Here is a 15028-nt window from a genome sequence, read left to right as displayed (position 1 = left end):
ACAACCCTATCCACCCTCCCCCGGCCCCGCGCATCCCCACAGGGCCGGGTTCGCCCACGGCGCAACGCTCACCAGCCAGGGGTAACACGCCGGTCACACTGTGCTCTTCTAGCTGAGCCCTTTCTATTGGCCAGATCCGGCGCCGCCGCCGACGGCGGCGTCGGAGGCGACAGCTGCTTGCGGTACGAGCGACGACAGATCCGAGGTGTCGTTGACGCGCACGATGAAGGGCCGCGTCGGCGTGTACCGGATCACGCTCACCGACGCCGGGTCGGCCACGATGCGCTGGAACTGGTCGAGGTGCAGGCCGAGCGCGTCCGCGATGATGGCCTTGATCACGTCGCCGTGGCTGCACACCGCCCACAGCGCCTCCGGGCCGTGCTCCGCGGTGACCTTGGCGTCCCATCGCCGTACGGCCGAGACCGCCCGCGCCGACATCGCCGCCATCGCCTCGCCGTTCGGGAAGACCGCGGCGCTGGGATGCTGCTGCACCACCGGCCACAGATCCTCCTTGGCCAGCTCCTTGAGCGGCCGCCCCTCCCAGTCGCCGTAGCCGCACTCGGTGAAACCCTCGTCGACCACCGCGGTGCGGCCGGGCAGGGCCAGCTCGACAGTGGTCCGGCAGCGGATCAGCGGGCTGGTCACCACCTCGGCCAGCGGCAGCGCGCGCAGCCGCTCGCCGGCCCGCTCGGCCTGACGGCGGCCCGTCTCGTCGAGCTCCACCGGGAGCCGGCCGGCCAGCTCGCCGGTGGCGTTGGCCGTCGTACGCCCGTGCCGGAGCAGCAGAACGGTGGCCACTACTCGGCCACGCCGGACTCTTCGTACGCCTCGGCGACGATCCGGAGGGTGTCGAGCCCGCTCTTGAGGTCGCCGACGTAGGGGCTGATGGAGAGCGTGCCCACCCCGGCCGCCGCGTACTGCCGGATCCGCTCCTTGACCTGGATCTTGTTGCCCAGGATCGAGGTGCGCTCGATGAACTCCTGCGGCACGGCCTCGGCCGCCTCCGCCTTCTTGCCGCTGAGGTACAGATCCTGCACCTTGGCCGCCTCGTCGGCGTAGCCCATGCGTACGGCCAACTGGTTGTAGAAGTTCTGCTCCCGGCTGCCCATGCCACCCACGTAGAGCGACGCGTAGGGCCGGATCACATCGGCGCACCAGGCCACGTTGTCGCCGAGCACCACCGGCACGGTCGGCGCCACGTCGAAGCCGGTCAGGCCCAGGCCCTTCTTGGCCCGGCCCCGCTCGATGTGCTGCAGATACTCCCCCGCCGCGTCCGGCGCGAAGAAGATGGCCAGCCAGCCGTCGGCGATCTCACCGGCCAGCTCGAGGTTTTTCGGGCCGACGGCGGCCAGGTAGATCGGGATCGCCTCGCGCGGCGGGTGGAAGCCGAGCCGCAGCGCCTTGCCCGGCCCGTCCGGCAGGGGCAGCGTGTAGTGCTCGCCCTGATACGAGACCGGCTGCCGGGCGATCGCCATTTTGACGATGTCGACATATTCGCGGGTACGCCCGAGCGGCTTGCCGAAACGCACGCCGTGCCATCCCTCGGACACCTGCGGGCCGGAGACGCCCAGCCCGAGCCGGAAACGGCCGCCGGAGAGCGCGTCGATGGTGGCCGCGGTCATCGCGGTCATGGCCGGGGTGCGGGCGGGGATCTGCATGACGGCCGCGCCGAGGTCGATCCGCTCGGTCTGCCCGGCGATCCACGAGAGCATGCTGACCGTGTCCGAGCCGTACGCCTCGGCCGACCAGGCCACGGCGTAGCCGAGCCTGTCCGCCTCCTGGGCCATCGCCAGATGGTCCTGCGGTGTGCTCCACGCCGATTGATAGCCGAGGCTCAGTCCCAGACGCACGTGCGCTCCCCTCCATTTTCGCTGTTCGCAGCCTAGTGGCCCACCCTGCGTGATCTCGGTCAGGTAACCGACCGGTTCTACCAGGGCGTCAGCATTTCCCTATGGAGACTGTCTGAATAAGGTTCACTCATGCAACAGCGACCGCTCGGCCGAAGCGGGCTGGCGGTCTCGCGGCTCGCCCTCGGCACCATGACCTGGGGCCGGGACACCGACCCGGACGACGCGGCCGCGCAACTCAAACTCTTCCTCGAGGCCGGCGGCACGCTGCTCGACACGGCCGACGTCTACGGCGACGGCGACGCCGAGGCCGTGATCGGCTCGCTGCTCGACCACCTGGTCCCCCGCGACGAGGTGGTCATCGCCACCAAGGCCGGGCTCACCCCGCACGGCTTCCGCACACGCGACGGCTCCCGCGGCCACCTGCTGCGCTCGCTCGACGCGTCGCTGCGCCGGCTCGGCACCGACTACGTCGACCTCTGGCAGGTGCACGGGTACGACCCGATGACGCCCCTGGAGGAGACCCTGGGCGCCCTGGACCACGCGGTCAACAGCGGCCGCGTCCGCTACGTGGGCGTCTCCAACTTCGCGGCCTGGCAGACGGCGCGGGCCGCGACCTGGCAGGCGGCCTATCCCGGGCGGGCGCCGATCGTGGCCTCCCAGATGGAATATTCGCTGCTGGAGCGCGGCATCGAGCGCGAGCTGCTGCCGGCCTCGGCCGCGCTCGGCTTCGGCGTGCTGGCCTGGTCACCGCTGGGCCGCGGCGTGCTGACCGGCAAATATCGCAACGGCCGCCCGCTCGACTCCCGCGCCGCCACCGAACACCTGGCCGCCTTCGTCCAGACATACCTCGAGCCGCGCAGTTCCAGCATCGTCCAGGCGGTCGTGACGGCGGCGGCCGGCCTCGGCGTCTCCCCGGTCGAGGTCGCCCTGGCCTGGCTGCGCGACCGCCCCGGCGTGGCCGCCCCGATCCTGGGCGCCCGCACGGCCGGCCAGCTCCAGGGCGCCCTGCTCAGCGAGGAGCTGACCCTCCCGGCCGAGATCTCCAACGCCCTCGACGACGTCTCCGCCATCGATGTCGGCTACCCGGAACGCGAGGGCGTCGGCTACCCCGACGGCGAAGCCTGACCCGCCTATCTGACCCACTCCTCGACCAGCACGAGGACGAGGAGCACCACGGCGGCGGCGACCGCCAGCCGCACGGCCGGCGAGTAGCTCAGGCTGCGCTGAGTCCAATGGCGGCCCCGGTTGGCGATCACCGCTCTCGCCCGGTCCGAAACAGGGCTCGACTTCGCGATCGCCGCGCGCATCGCCTTCAACTCGCCGTCGGCCTCGGCCTCCCGGCGGATTCTCCGCCACCGCCGCAGGCCGATCACGGCGCCCACCAGGACGATCACTCCGCCCACGACGGACGCGACCTTGTCCGCCCCGTCGAGCCAGCCGTCCATAGCCGGAGTGTAGGGGGACCGCACACCCGCGAATGTGATCGCTTTCGCAGCCTCGGGCCACGAACCCGGTTTGACCAGGGTAGATCCCGCGTGGGGCCGGATAACCGCTGGTCAGCGCTTGTCGAGGGGCCGGACGGAGGTGCACTCTAGTCGGCATGGACTACGAATACGCGCCGCTGCGGTTGCCCTCGAATGTCGATCGGTTGACCGCGATGGCGCAGCTCGCCATTCAGGCGGAGTTCTCCGGATGGGAGCTGGCCCGGGTCCAGCTCTACCGGGACGGCACCCGCAAGGTGATGCTCCGCCGCCGTGTGCAGCCGACCCCGCAGCCGGGGTTGAGCTACTGAGAAAGGCCCGTCCGCGCGGACGGGCCTTTCTTGGTCATAACCGAAGAGCCTCAGTGCTGGTGACCGGCGTGGTCCTCTTCCTCGTCGGGCAGGTACGGGTGCTCGTCGAGGCGCCCGACCAGCAGGTCGCCCTGCTTCGGGGCGAACGGGCCGTCGCCGTCGGAGTCCTCGAAGGCCTCCAGGTCGAGCGGCTCGGAGATCTCGCTGACGGTCAGCAGGCCGTCGAGCGGCTCCAGCTCGGGCACGTCCAGCGACGACAGCGAGCCGTCGCCGGCCTGCAGCAGCTCGAGCACGGCCTCGCCGACCGTCTCGACCGCGCCCGGGTCCTCGTCCTCGGGGACGGCGCTGCGGCGCGCGACCTCGGCCCGGCGCAGCAGCGCCGAGATGCTGGGCACGCGGTAGTCGCGGCGCTGGCGCACGGACAGGACCTGCGGGTACGGGTCTGTCGACTCGGCCGGGTCGAAGCCGTCGACGCCGAGACCGAAGCGCTGGTCGGCCTCGTCGGGGTCGATCGACTCGACGTCCCAGGGCGTCACCTCGCCGTACGCGTCGAGCATCTTCTCGTCGTACGCGAAAGAGGCGTTGTTGAGGTTGACGTACGCCTGCCAGACGTCATCGTCGTCCATGCGGCCCTCGGCGGCCTTGACCGCGGTGAGGTGCGCCCGGGCGGCCTCCACGACGCGCTCGAGGGCGGCGTCGAGCTCCGCGTTCTGGTCGGTCATCGAAGTGGGTCCTTCCACACAAGTCAGCTGTTTCGGAGCAGACGGTCGAGCACACGCACGCCGAACTCTAGTCCCTCGACCGGGACGCGCTCGTCAATGCCATGGAACAACGAGGAGAACGCCAGGTCGGCGGGAAGCTTCAGCGGGGCGAACCCGAAGCAGCGGATGCCGAGGGTGGAGAACGCCTTGGCGTCGGTGCCGCCGGACATCATGTACGGGATCGTGCGCGCGGCCGGGTCCTCGGCCTTGAGGGCGTCGCTCATGGCCTCGACCAGCGCCCCGTCGAAGCCGGTCTCGACGGCCGTCTGCTGGGAGATGTGCTCGATGTCGACGCCGGGGCCGATCAGCTCGCGCAGCTCGGCCAGGAACGCGTCGGCGTGCCCGGGCAGCGTGCGGCAGTCGATGGTGGCGCTGGCCCGGCCGGGGATCACGTTGTCCTTGTAGCCGGCCTCGAGGCGGGTCGGGTTGGCCGTGTTGCGGACCGTGGCGCCGATCAGGTTGGCGATCGGGCCCAGCTTGGCGATGACCTCCTCGGGCTTGTCCGGGTCGAGCTCGACCCCCAGCGCCTCGCTGATCTGCTCGAGGAAGGTGCGCACGGTCGGGGTGAGCACGGTCGGGAAGCGGTGCCGGCCGACCCGGGAGACCGCCTCGGCCAGGTTGGTGATCGCGTTGTCGTCGTGCACGAACGAGCCGTGCCCGGGCCGGCCGGTGGCGTTCAGCCGCAGCCAGTCGAGGCCCTTCTCGGCGGTCTGCACCAGGTAGAGGCGCAGGTCGTCGTTGACGGTGAAGGAGTAGCCGCCGACCTCGCCGATGGCCTCGGTCACGCCCTCGAAGGCGTCGCGGTGGTTGCGCACCAGCCACTGCGAGCCGAACTCCATGCCGGCCTCTTCGTCGGCCGTATACATGAGCACGATGTCGCGCGGCGGCACGTAGCCGGTGCGCTTCCAGTCGCGGACGACGGCGAGCATCATCGCGTCGAAGTCCTTCATGTCGATCGCGCCGCGGCCCCAGAGGTAGCCGTCCTTCTCCTCGCCGGAGAACGGGCCCACCGACCACTCGCTCGCGTCGGCCGGGACCACGTCGAGGTGGCCGTGCAGCATGAGCGCGCCCCGGCTGCGGTCGGCGCCCGGGATCCGCGCGAACACGTTGGCCCGGGTCGGCGCCGACTCGTGGATCTCGGACTCGATGCCCACCTCGCCGAGCCTCTCGGCGACGTATTCGGCGGCGGCGCGCTCGCCGACGGTCGTACGCGGGTCGCCGGTGTTCGTGGTGTCGATGCGCAGCAGGTCGCGGCAGATGCCGGTGACCTCCTCGACGGCGGTGGTCTTCATCGCCTATTCCTACCAGCAGATCGTTAAGGAGGTTTGTGGCGGCTGCCACTCGGGGAAACGTTGCGGCCGTGACATCGCTGAATCTTCCCCCGCTTCCGCCGCTCGGTGGCGAGACCACCGGGCGCAATGTCGTCGACGTCATCACCCAACAGCACCGTGAGCTGCTCGAGCTGTGCGACCGCATGCTCGCCGACCCGGACGACAAGCGGGTCACCGACGTCGTGATCGCCACGCTGTCGCGGCATCTCAGCTGCGAGGAGCAGTACCTCTACCCCGCCATCCGCAAGGTGGTGCCCGGCGGCGAGGAGCTCACCGACCGTGAGCTGGCCGAGGATCAGGCGCTGCTGGTCACGTTGCAACAATTGCAACGCGATCCCTCCGCGAAACAAGATGTGGCCGCGGCCGTGCGCCGGCACGTCGACGCGGACGCCGAGGAGCTTCTGCCGGTTCTGGTGCAGATGGTTCCGATCGAGGATCTGATCCGGGTCGGCAACCGGTTCGAGACGGCACAGGAGGCGGCGCCGACGCGCCCGCACCCGGCCACCCCGTCCACTCCCCCGTGGAACAAGGTCGTCGATCCGGCCGTGGCCGTGGTGGACAAATTGCGCGATGCCGTCACTCGCCGGACGACGTACGCCAAGGATTTGTAGGGAAAACAGCGGATTCGTTAACCCATTTGTCACAAGTGGGGGATGTTTCGAAGGCGCGTAGGGCTAGCCATCTATGTATGCGTGGTCCTAACGTCACGCTATGAACCTGGAGCTGCGGCACCTGAAGGTGGTCTGCGCCATCGCGGAGACCGGCAGTGTCACCAAGGCGGCATCGCAGCTGGGGCTCGCACAGCCGGCGCTGACCGCGCAGCTGCAACGCATCGAGCGAACCCTCGGCGGCCCGTTGTTCGAGCGGGACCGCCGGGGCGCGCGCCCCACCGCGCTCGGCGAACTGGTCCTGGCCCGCGCCCGGGTGCTCCTGCCCGCGATGAAAGGCCTTCAGGACGAGGCAGCCCGGCTGGCCGGCGCGACCGGCGAGGGCCGGATGAGCCGCTACCGGTTCGGGGCGATCGGCGGGCCGATCCTGGGCGGCATGGTCCATCGGCTCTCGATGGCCGAGCCGGAGGCCCAGATCACCACGTACGCGTCCTACTACGTCGACGAGCTGGCCAACATGGTCATCGCCGGCAAGCTCGACTACTGCCAGGTCGGCGTGTGCGGCGACGCCATCCCGTCGGCCGACTACGGCCTGGTCTGGCAGACGGTCGCGGTCGACGCGGTGTGCGTGCTCATGCCCGAGGACCACCCGAACGCCAAGGGCACCGACGTCGACCTGGCCGAGCTGGCCACCGAGCAGTGGGTGGCCGGCACCGGCGACGGCTGCTTCGGCGACTGCTTCGCGGCGGCCTGCGCGCGGGCCGGCTTCACCCCGCGGCGGGTGCTCGAGAGCGACATCCGCGGCTGCGTCGACATGGTCGAGGCCGGTTCGGCGCTGGGGTTGTGCCAGCCGACGTTCCGGGCCCCGGCCGGGCTGGCGCACCGTCCGCTGCGCGGGGCCCCGCTGCGCTGGCGCTACGTCATCGGCTGGCATCCCGACTCGCCGGCCGCGCTCAGCGCGCACAAGCTGATCGACATGGCCCAGGACGCGTACATGGAAGTGGCCGCGCGCAACCCGGCATATCTGGACTGGCGCGCCGACTATCCCCACCTGGGCGTCTACGACGGCCTGGTACACAGCGGAAGGGGCCCGGCGTAAGCCGGGCCCCGTCAGAACAGACCTACCCTCAGGAGGCGTCGAAGGTCAGCTTGCCGTCGGCCGCGCCGACCTTGACCTTCTGCCCGGGCGCCAGGTCGGCGCCGAGCAGCATCTTCGACAGCCGGTTGTCCAGCTCGCGCTGGATCACCCGGCGCAGCGGGCGCGCGCCGAACTCGGGCTGGAAGCCCTTCTCGGCCAGCCAGTCGACCGCCTCGGTGGTGACTTCCAGGCTGATCTCCTGCGCGTGCAGGCGCCGCCGCGTCTCGTCGAGCATGAGCTCGGTGATCTGCCGGACCTGCTCCTGCTCGAGCTGCCGGAAGACGATGATCTCGTCGATCCGGTTGATGAACTCGGGCCGCAGCTGCTCCTTGAGCCGCCGGTCGAGCCGGTCGCGCAGCTCCTCCTCGGCCGCGCCACCGCTGCCGGTGCCGAAGCCGACGCTGCGCCGGGTGCCGCTGATGATGTCCGAGCCGAGGTTGCTCGTCATGATCAGCACGGTGTTCTTGAAGCTCACCGTGCGGCCCTGGCTGTCGGTCAGCCGGCCGTCGTCGAGCACCTGGAGCAGGATGTTGAAGACGTCCGGGTGGGCCTTCTCGATCTCGTCGAGCAGCACCACGCTGTACGGGCGGCGGCGCACCGCCTCGGTCAGCTGGCCCGCCTCGTCGTAGCCGACGTAGCCGGGAGGGGCACCGACCAGGCGCGACACGGTGTGCCGCTCCTGGAACTCGCTCATGTCGAGCCGGATCATCCGGTCCGAGTCGCCGAACAGCGCCTCGGCCAGCGTCCGGGCCAGCTCGGTCTTGCCGACACCGGTCGGGCCGAGGAACAGGAAGCTGCCCACCGGGCGGTCCGGGTCACCGAGACCGGCGCGCGAACGGCGAACCGCCTCGGCGACGGCGGCGACGGCGTCCTCCTGGCCGATCACCCGCTCGTGCAGGTGCCCCTCGAGGCGGAGCAGGCGCTCCTTCTCCTCCTCGGTGAGCTGCGAGACCGGGATGCCGGTGGCCCGCGACACGACGTCGGCGATGTCGGCGTCGGTCACCTGGGGCACGCCGTCGGCGGAGACGCCGGCCGTGGCGATCTGCTCCTTGAGAGAGTTGATCTCGTCGCGGAGGGATACCGCCTTCTCGTAGTTCTCGGCCGCCACCGCCTGGTCGCGGTCGCGGGAGAGCTGCTCGAGGCGGCGCTCCTTCTCCCGTACGTCGGCGTCGGGGGTCTTGACCCTCAGCCGCACCCGGGCGCCGGCCTGGTCGATCAGGTCGATCGCCTTGTCCGGCAGGAACCGGTCGGTGATGTAGCGGTCGGACAGCTCGGCCGCCGCCTGCAGGGCCTCGTCGGTGATCCGCACCTGGTGGTGCGCCTCATAGTTGTCCCGCAGACCGCGCAGGATCGACACGGTGTCCTCGACGCTGGGCTCGCCGACCAGCACCGGCTGGAAGCGACGGGCCAGGGCCGCGTCCTTCTCGATGTGCTTGCGGTACTCGTCGAGCGTGGTCGCGCCGACGACGCGCAGCTTGCCGCGGGCCAGGGCCGGCTTGAGCATGTTGGAGGCGTCCATGCCGCCACCCTCGCCGCCGCCACCGGCGCCCACCAGCGTGTGGATCTCGTCCAGGAAGACGATCAGCTGGTCGCCCGAGTCCTGGATCTCGTCGATGACCTTGCGCAGGCGCTCCTCGAAGTCGCCGCGGTAGCGGGTGCCCGCCACCAGGCCGGCCAGGTCGAGCTGGATGACCCGCTTGTTCTCCAGGGTCAGCGGCACGTCGCCGTCCACGATGCGCTGGGCCAGGCCCTCCACGATCGCGGTCTTGCCGACGCCGGCCTCGCCGATGAGCACGGGGTTGTTCTTGGTGCGCCGGGAGAGGATCTCCACGGCCTGCTCGATCTCGCCGGCGCGCCCGATGACCGGGTCGATCTCGCCGCGGCGGGCGAGCTCGGTCAGGTCGACGCCGAACTGCTCGAGGGTGGGGGTGTTCGCGTTGCCGCCGGAGCCACCGCGCTGCGCGGCGGCGCGCGGGGCGCCCTGCTGCGGCTCGGCGGACTGCTGGAGCGCCTGCGGGTCGAGCTTGCCGCCCAGCAGCCGGCCGGCCGCCGAGTCGGGGTTGAGGCCCAGGGCCATCAGGATGTGCTCGGGACCGACGTACGAGGCGCCGACCGCGCGCGAGATCTGGAGGCTGTCGAGCAGCGCCCGCTTCGCGGCGGGGGTGAGCTGGACCTGCGTCGGAAGCTCCTCGCTGACCCCGGCCGGGCGGCCGAGGGCGGTGAGCAGCTGCTCGGGGTCGGCCCCGGCGCGGCGCACGGTCTGCTTCATCGGCTCGAGCTGGAGGGTCGCCCAGAGCAGGTGGTCGGTGTCGAGGTCGGCGATGGTGCGGTCGGGGTCGGCCAGCTCGGCCGCCCGGCGGGCCGACGCGGAGAGCACCTCACGGGCGTCGCCGCTCATGTACTTGGTGATGTCGATGCGCTGCGAACGGCGCGGGTCCGCCGCGCCGAAGAAGCGCGCGAAGAAGTCGTCCCACTGGCCGGGCCCACCCGGTCCGATCGGTCCGATGCTCATACGTCTTCTCTCTTCTCCGTAGCCGTTGTGCCGGGGGCCTTTACCCACCTTGCACGACCCCTATCAGCGCCGGGCCGGATCGATTGATTCCCGGTTCGGAGCAAAAGTTGACTCGGGTAGGCTCAACTTCATGACCGTACCTCTGGTGATCGTCGACGGGGCCAATGTCGTCGGTTCTGTACCTGATGGTTGGTGGCGTGACCGGCGCGGCGCGGCCCTGCGGCTGCGCGACGCATTGACTCCGATCATGGAGAACGGTCTGCCCGATCTGGCCGGCCCGGTCGAGGTCGTGCTGGTCGTGGAGGGTAAGGCGCGGGAGACACCGCAAGCTGAGGGAGGCGTGCGCGTCGAGAGCGCGACCGGCTCGGGCGATGACAAGATCGTCGATTTGGTACGGGGGGAAGCCGCGCCCAGGCGCATCGTAGTTGTGACGGCCGATCGAGGATTGCGCGATCGCGTGACACAACTGGGGGCCGAAGTGAGGGGCCCGTCGAGCGTACCCAGGCGCTAAAGTGTGACGATGCTCCCACGGACTGTAGCCCGCTTCTGGGCTCCCGCTGGGACCTGGGTCACTCCCCCGCTTCCCTTGTACGGCAACGATCACGAGCGCCGCGACCTCGCTCCGAGGTGGACCCCGCCCCGGTCCTGATCGCCGTCCTCGGAGTGCCCTCATGTCCACTACTGTGTCCACCGGGGCCCGCGCCGTGCTGCGCCGGCCCTTCGTTCCCCTCGTTCTCACCGCCAGCCAGATCGGGCGGCTCCCGCTCGGCGCCTCACCGCTGGCCCTGTTGTTGTTCGCCCGCGAGTCGGTCAGCCTGGCCGCCGCCGGAGCCCTGGTGGCCGTCTTCACCGCCGGCATGGCCGCCGGGGCGCCCGCCCTGGCCCGGGCGGTCGACCGATGGCGGCAACCGCCGGTCCTCTACGGCTCCGCCCTCGTCTCCGCGGCCGGCTACGTGCTCGTCGTGCTCGGCGACGGCCACCTCGGCGTGATCGCCGCCGGCGCGGCCCTGGCCGGGCTCGGCACCCCGCCGATGGAGGCCTGCCTGCGGGCCCTCTGGCCCGATCTCGTGCCGCCGTCGGCGGTCCACGCCGCGTACGCCCTCGATGTCGCCCTGCAAGAGGTCATCTTCGTGGCCGGGCCGCTGGTCACTCTCGCCGCCGTCGCGCTCGGCGGCCCGGCCGCGGGCCTGCTCACCGCGGCCGTCCTCCAACTCGCGGGCGTGGTCGCCTTCGTCCGGGCTCCCGCCGTGCGCCGCTGGCGCGGCCGGCCCGCCCGCCGGCACTGGCTGGGGCCGCTGCGCGAGCACCGGCTGGCCGTCATGGTCGCCGGCATCGCCTGCGCGGGCGCCGCCGTCGGCAGCATCCCGGTGGTGCTGACCGGCTACGCCGAGGCGGCGGGCGACCGTTCACTGACCGGCTGGCTGCTCGCGGCCCAGGCCGGCGGCGCGCTCGTGGGTGGCCTTCTCTATACGCGCGCGACTCCGGGCGGCCCGCGGCGGCTGCCGCTGCTGGCCGCCTGGTTCGCGGCCGGCTACCTGCCGCTGCTGATCGCGCCCGGCCCGGTCCCGATGGCGATCCTGCTGGCGGTCAGCGGGCTCATGCTGCCCCCGCTGCTGACCGCGGTCTTCCTCACCGCCGACCGCCTCGCCCCGGAGGGCACTGCCGTCGAGGCCTTCGCCTGGATCATGACCGCGTTCAGCGTCGGCAGCGCCCTCGGCGCGGCCGTCGCCGGTCCGCTGACCGACCTGGGCGCTCGCCACGGCTTCGCCTTCGCGCCGGTGGCCGCGGTTGTCGCGGTGGCCGCGATGATCTTCGTGGCGCGCCGGAACCAGTAGGAATGATTTGCCCGATATGGGGGACTCGGCGGGCATGACCCAGACCGCTCCCGAGCTCGACACGGCCGACGCGGCGCTGGTCAGCCTCGGCCGGAACCTCGAGGAGTCTCGCTACACCTTCGCCACGGTCACTCCGGCCACCCACGAGCGGGTCAACCGGCGGTCGGGCAACGCCCGCGCCTTCGGGTTCCGCGACGTGTTCGGCTGGAGCCGGCCGTTCGGGCCGGGCGTGCTGCCGGACCGGGTCGTCGGCCTGATGGACACCGCCGGGGTGCTCCACCAGGACGGGGACGAGTGGCGCAGCACAGTGCGGTTCTCGATGTGCGACAACGGCCTGTTCGTGCACTCGGCCTCGCCGGACCGGCCCAGCTCGGTCTTCTACGGGGCGTGCACCCGCGTCATGGCCCGGGCCGTGGCCGCCCACATCGACGCCCGCGTGTGGCCGGTACGGCGGGCCGTGGACATCCGGTGCGGCATCGGCGCCCGGGCGATCGCGGTCGCGCGCCGCCGGCCCGGCGCGGCGGTGCTCGCCGCCGACAGCAGCGACGAGGCGCTGCGGTTCGCGCGCGTCAACGCCGCGCTGGCCCGCACACCCGGCGTCCGGCACTGCCCCGGGGACCAGCTCGACGACGTGGGCGGCACCTTCGACCTCATCGTCTCCTGCCCGCCCTTCATGATCGACCCGGCACGGCGCGCACCGCACCACCTTTCGACGGCGATCCTCGACCAGGCCGCCGCTCACCTGGCCCCGCACGGCTCGCTCGTGCTGTTCAGCGGGGCCGGCATCGTCGGTGGCCGCGACCAGTTCCAGCGGGCCGCGGCCGAGCACCTCACCGGCACCGGCCTGGCCTGGACGTACCGCGAACTGGATCCCGACGTGTACGGCGAGGAGCTCGACAGCCCTGGATACTGCGACGCCGAGCGGATCGCGCTGGTCATGCTCGTCGCCACGCGGGGACCGCGATAGTCCGGGATCCGGCAGGAATGGGTGGGGTGATCGTGGGCATGCGGCGGTCATGACGATCACCGCCATGACCGCCGCGCCGGCTTCCGCCGCACTGGCCGGCCTGGGCCGGGCCCTGCGCGAGGCCGGCTACGAGTTCACGACCGTCACGCCGGCCACCCACGAACGGGTCAACCGGCGGCCGCAGAACCAGCGCGCGTGCGGGCTGCGCGACGTGTTCGGCTGGAGCCGGCCGTTCGGGCCGGGCGTGCTGCCGCAGCGCTTCGTGGAGCTGATGGACGCGGCCGGGGTGCTGCGGCGTGACGGCGACGAGTGGCGCAGCACGGTGCGGTTCTCCTCGTACGACGGAGAGCTCTTCGTTCATTCGGCGTTCCCGACCGACGCCGAGGACTCGGTCTTCTTCGGCCCGGACACCTACCGGATGGCCGACGCCGTGGCCGCGCACGTGCAGAGCCGGGAGCGGCCGGTCCGGCGGGCGGTGGACATCGGCTGCGGCACCGGGGCCGGCGCGATCACCGTGGCCAAGCGGGCGCCGGAGGCGGAGGTGCCGGCGGTCGACATCAACCCGGCGGCGCTGAGGCTGGCCGGGATCAACGCGGAGCTGGCCGGGACGCCGGGGGTACGGCCGTGCCGCAGTGACCTGCTCGACGACGTGGACGGGGAGTTCGACCTGATCTTCTCGAACCCGCCGTTCATGATCGACCCGGCCGGTCGGGCCTATCGGCACGGCGGAGCGCACGGGCACGAGCTGTCCATGGCGATCATCGACGCGGCCGTGCAGCGGCTGGCGCCGTACGGCTCCCTGGTCCTCTTCGCCGGAACCGGGATCGTCGGCGGAACCGATCCGTTCCGCGAGGCCGCGGCCGAGCGGCTGGAGGGCACCGGCCTGAGCTGGACCTATCGCGAGTACGACCCGGACGTGTACGACGAGGAGCTCGACGGGCCGGCCTACGCGCACGCCGAGCGGATCGCCCTCGTGCTGCTGACCGCGACCCGATGAACGGGCCGACGGTCGGCGTCGAGGAGGAGTTCCTGCTGCTCGACCCGCGCACGGGCGAGAACGTGCCGGCCGCGCCGGCGGTGGCCGGGAAACTGCCCGAGCGACTGCGGGAGCAGCACCGGCGCGAGTTCCGGCACAGCATGATCGAGATGGTGACGCCGGTCTGCGGGAGCCTCGACGAGGTGCGCGACAGCCTGCTGCGGATGAGGCAGGCGGCCGCCGACGGGGCCGCGGCGGCCGGGGCGAACCTGGTCGCGCTCGGCGCCACACCGGTCGGCGAGCCGGGCCTGACGGTCACCGACGACTCCCGCTACCGGGCCATCGTGGGCCACTACGGCCCGATCGTCGGCGACCCGGCCGTCTGCGGGTGTCACGTGCACGTCGGCGTGCCCGACCGGGAGACCGCGATCAAGGTCAGCAACCACCTGCGGCCGTGGCTGCCGGTCGTGCAGGCCATGTTCGTCAACTCGCCGTTCTTCGCCGGGGCCGACACCGGGCACGCGAGCTGGCGGTCCATGCAGCTCGACCGGTGGCCCGGCCTGGGGCCGACGCCGTACTTCGAGTCGGGCCCGGACCTCGAGCGCACGGTCCGGCTGCTCGTCGGCGCGGGCGTGATGATGGACGACAGCCTGCTGCTCTGGCACGCACGGCCGTCGGCCCGCTACCCGACCGTCGAGGTGCGGGTGGCCGACGTGTGCCCGTCGGCGGCGGACGCCGTGCTGCTCACGGCGCTGATCCGGGCGCTGGTCGGCACGGCCCTGGACGACGTCGCGGCCGGGCGGCGGGCGCTGCCCATCCCGGACTGGGTGCTGAAGGCGGCACACTGGAACGCGGCCCACAACGGGCTCGGCGGCACGCTGCTGGACCCGTCCCGGGAGACCACGCGACCGGCCTGGGAGCTGGTCGACGAGCTCGTCGAGACGGTGACGCCGGCGCTGGACCGGCACGGCGACCTGGACACCACGTACGAGCTGGTGGCGGCGCTGCGTACGGTGGGAACCGGCACCGACCGGCTGCGCCGCGAGCACGAGCGCGCCGGCGGCGACCTGGTGGCCACGCTGGCCGGCGCCGCCCGCCGCACGGTGGCCGGGTGAAAGGTCACCCGTGGGTTCAATCCTGTTCACTCCTCGGCGATCACCCGCCGTACTCCAAATCGCCCGAAGTGGACTGTCCGTGACCGTACGGGAAGAGTCTTTTCGCAGGTCGTGCCACACGCTGAACGCGGGCGAGGCAAAAG

The 15028-nt window shown here is 71.7% G+C and carries 15 protein-coding genes; 9 read left to right on the top strand and 6 right to left on the bottom strand.

The annotated features are described in order from the left end of the window. Positions 1-123 precede the first annotated feature (123 nt). Both CRP55_RS17090 and CRP55_RS17085 read right to left on the bottom strand, forming a co-directional pair. Complete coding sequence (locus CRP55_RS17090) at positions 124-798, bottom strand: histidine phosphatase family protein (protein ID WP_097321047.1); 675 nt, start codon at positions 796-798, stop codon at positions 124-126. After that, a complete protein-coding gene (locus CRP55_RS17085; protein ID WP_097321046.1) occupies positions 798-1850 on the bottom strand; it encodes an LLM class F420-dependent oxidoreductase in 1053 nt (350 codons plus the stop codon). Before CRP55_RS17085 ends, CRP55_RS17090 begins: the two co-directional genes overlap by 1 nt. A 129-nt stretch (positions 1851-1979) precedes the next feature. Here CRP55_RS17085 and CRP55_RS17080 point away from each other — a divergent pair, with 129 nt between their 5' ends. After that, positions 1980-2975: an aldo/keto reductase gene (locus CRP55_RS17080; RefSeq protein WP_097321045.1), complete on the top strand. Its 996-nt coding sequence runs from the start codon at positions 1980-1982 to the stop codon at positions 2973-2975. A 5-nt stretch (positions 2976-2980) separates the two neighbouring features. On the opposite strand, the gene CRP55_RS17075 is transcribed toward CRP55_RS17080, so the two are convergent. Then, positions 2981-3295, bottom strand: coding sequence for a hypothetical protein (locus CRP55_RS17075; RefSeq protein WP_097321044.1), 315 nt, complete (start codon positions 3293-3295; stop codon positions 2981-2983). A gap of 155 nt (positions 3296-3450) precedes the next feature. On the opposite strand from CRP55_RS17075, the gene CRP55_RS17070 reads away from it, so the two are divergent. Beyond that, positions 3451-3642 carry a DUF5703 family protein gene (locus CRP55_RS17070; RefSeq protein ID WP_097321043.1) on the top strand — a complete coding sequence of 64 codons (192 nt, stop codon included), beginning with the start codon at positions 3451-3453 and terminating at the stop codon, positions 3640-3642. A 50-nt stretch (positions 3643-3692) separates the two neighbouring features. On the opposite strand, the gene CRP55_RS17065 is transcribed toward CRP55_RS17070, so the two are convergent. Together CRP55_RS17065 and CRP55_RS17060 are read right to left on the bottom strand one after the other, a co-directional pair. Continuing rightward, positions 3693-4364 carry a hypothetical protein gene (locus CRP55_RS17065; RefSeq protein WP_097321042.1) on the bottom strand — a complete coding sequence of 224 codons (672 nt, stop codon included), beginning with the start codon at positions 4362-4364 and terminating at the stop codon, positions 3693-3695. 23 nt (positions 4365-4387) lie between these two features. Further along, positions 4388-5695, bottom strand: a complete 1308-nt coding sequence (locus CRP55_RS17060) for a M20/M25/M40 family metallo-hydrolase (protein ID WP_097321041.1) — start codon at positions 5693-5695, stop codon at positions 4388-4390. A 68-nt stretch (positions 5696-5763) separates the two neighbouring features. On the opposite strand from CRP55_RS17060, the gene CRP55_RS17055 reads away from it, so the two are divergent. Beyond that, positions 5764-6345, top strand: coding sequence for a hemerythrin domain-containing protein (locus CRP55_RS17055; RefSeq protein WP_342751547.1), 582 nt, complete (start codon positions 5764-5766; stop codon positions 6343-6345). A 100-nt stretch (positions 6346-6445) separates the two neighbouring features. Continuing rightward, positions 6446-7441 (top strand): LysR family transcriptional regulator, encoded by a 996-nt coding sequence (locus CRP55_RS17050; protein ID WP_097321040.1) that lies wholly within the window; start codon positions 6446-6448, stop codon positions 7439-7441. A 28-nt stretch (positions 7442-7469) separates the two neighbouring features. On the opposite strand, the gene CRP55_RS17045 is transcribed toward CRP55_RS17050, so the two are convergent. Further along, complete coding sequence (locus CRP55_RS17045) at positions 7470-9992, bottom strand: ATP-dependent Clp protease ATP-binding subunit (RefSeq protein ID WP_097321039.1); 2523 nt, start codon at positions 9990-9992, stop codon at positions 7470-7472. A 130-nt stretch (positions 9993-10122) separates the two neighbouring features. Between CRP55_RS17045 and CRP55_RS17040 the strand changes: the two genes are divergently transcribed. From CRP55_RS17040 to CRP55_RS17020, 5 genes are all read left to right on the top strand, one after another. Then, a complete protein-coding gene (locus CRP55_RS17040; protein ID WP_097321038.1) occupies positions 10123-10503 on the top strand; it encodes an NYN domain-containing protein in 381 nt (126 codons plus the stop codon). 160 nt (positions 10504-10663) lie between these two features. Continuing rightward, positions 10664-11827 (top strand): MFS transporter, encoded by a 1164-nt coding sequence (locus tag CRP55_RS17035; protein ID WP_097321037.1) that lies wholly within the window; start codon positions 10664-10666, stop codon positions 11825-11827. A 34-nt stretch (positions 11828-11861) separates the two neighbouring features. Further along, positions 11862-12794, top strand: a complete 933-nt coding sequence (locus CRP55_RS17030; RefSeq protein ID WP_097321187.1) for a methyltransferase — start codon at positions 11862-11864, stop codon at positions 12792-12794. Positions 12795-12843: 49 nt separating this feature from the next. Next, the gene (locus CRP55_RS17025) at positions 12844-13791 is read left to right on the top strand and encodes a methyltransferase (RefSeq protein WP_097321036.1); all 948 of its coding nucleotides are present in this window, start codon (positions 12844-12846) and stop codon (positions 13789-13791) included. Continuing rightward, on the top strand, positions 13788-14885 hold the full coding sequence (locus CRP55_RS17020) for a carboxylate-amine ligase (protein ID WP_097321035.1): 1098 nt from the start codon (positions 13788-13790) through the stop codon (positions 14883-14885). The genes CRP55_RS17025 and CRP55_RS17020 overlap by 4 nt, the downstream gene beginning before the upstream one ends. The last annotated feature ends 143 nt before the right edge of the window (positions 14886-15028 follow it).

Source organism: Paractinoplanes atraurantiacus, from assembly GCF_900215205.1.
GTDB lineage: Bacteria > Actinomycetota > Actinomycetes > Mycobacteriales > Micromonosporaceae > Actinoplanes > Actinoplanes atraurantiacus.
This window is presented reverse-complemented; position numbering and strand designations above follow the sequence as displayed.

Coding starts and splice junctions, on each gene's coding strand:
- CRP55_RS17080 (WP_097321045.1), top strand. CDS start 1,980: ATGCAACAGCGACCGCTCGGCCGAAGCGGGCTGGCGGTCTCGCGGCTC.
- CRP55_RS17075 (WP_097321044.1), bottom strand. CDS start 3,295: ATGGACGGCTGGCTCGACGGGGCGGACAAGGTCGCGTCCGTCGTGGGC.
- CRP55_RS17070 (WP_097321043.1), top strand. CDS start 3,451: ATGGACTACGAATACGCGCCGCTGCGGTTGCCCTCGAATGTCGATCGG.
- CRP55_RS17065 (WP_097321042.1), bottom strand. CDS start 4,364: ATGACCGACCAGAACGCGGAGCTCGACGCCGCCCTCGAGCGCGTCGTG.
- CRP55_RS17060 (WP_097321041.1), bottom strand. CDS start 5,695: ATGAAGACCACCGCCGTCGAGGAGGTCACCGGCATCTGCCGCGACCTG.
- CRP55_RS17050 (WP_097321040.1), top strand. CDS start 6,446: ATGAACCTGGAGCTGCGGCACCTGAAGGTGGTCTGCGCCATCGCGGAG.
- CRP55_RS17045 (WP_097321039.1), bottom strand. CDS start 9,992: ATGAGCATCGGACCGATCGGACCGGGTGGGCCCGGCCAGTGGGACGAC.
- CRP55_RS17040 (WP_097321038.1), top strand. CDS start 10,123: ATGACCGTACCTCTGGTGATCGTCGACGGGGCCAATGTCGTCGGTTCT.
- CRP55_RS17035 (WP_097321037.1), top strand. CDS start 10,664: ATGTCCACTACTGTGTCCACCGGGGCCCGCGCCGTGCTGCGCCGGCCC.
- CRP55_RS17030 (WP_097321187.1), top strand. CDS start 11,862: ATGACCCAGACCGCTCCCGAGCTCGACACGGCCGACGCGGCGCTGGTC.
- CRP55_RS17025 (WP_097321036.1), top strand. CDS start 12,844: ATGACGATCACCGCCATGACCGCCGCGCCGGCTTCCGCCGCACTGGCC.
- CRP55_RS17020 (WP_097321035.1), top strand. CDS start 13,788: ATGAACGGGCCGACGGTCGGCGTCGAGGAGGAGTTCCTGCTGCTCGAC.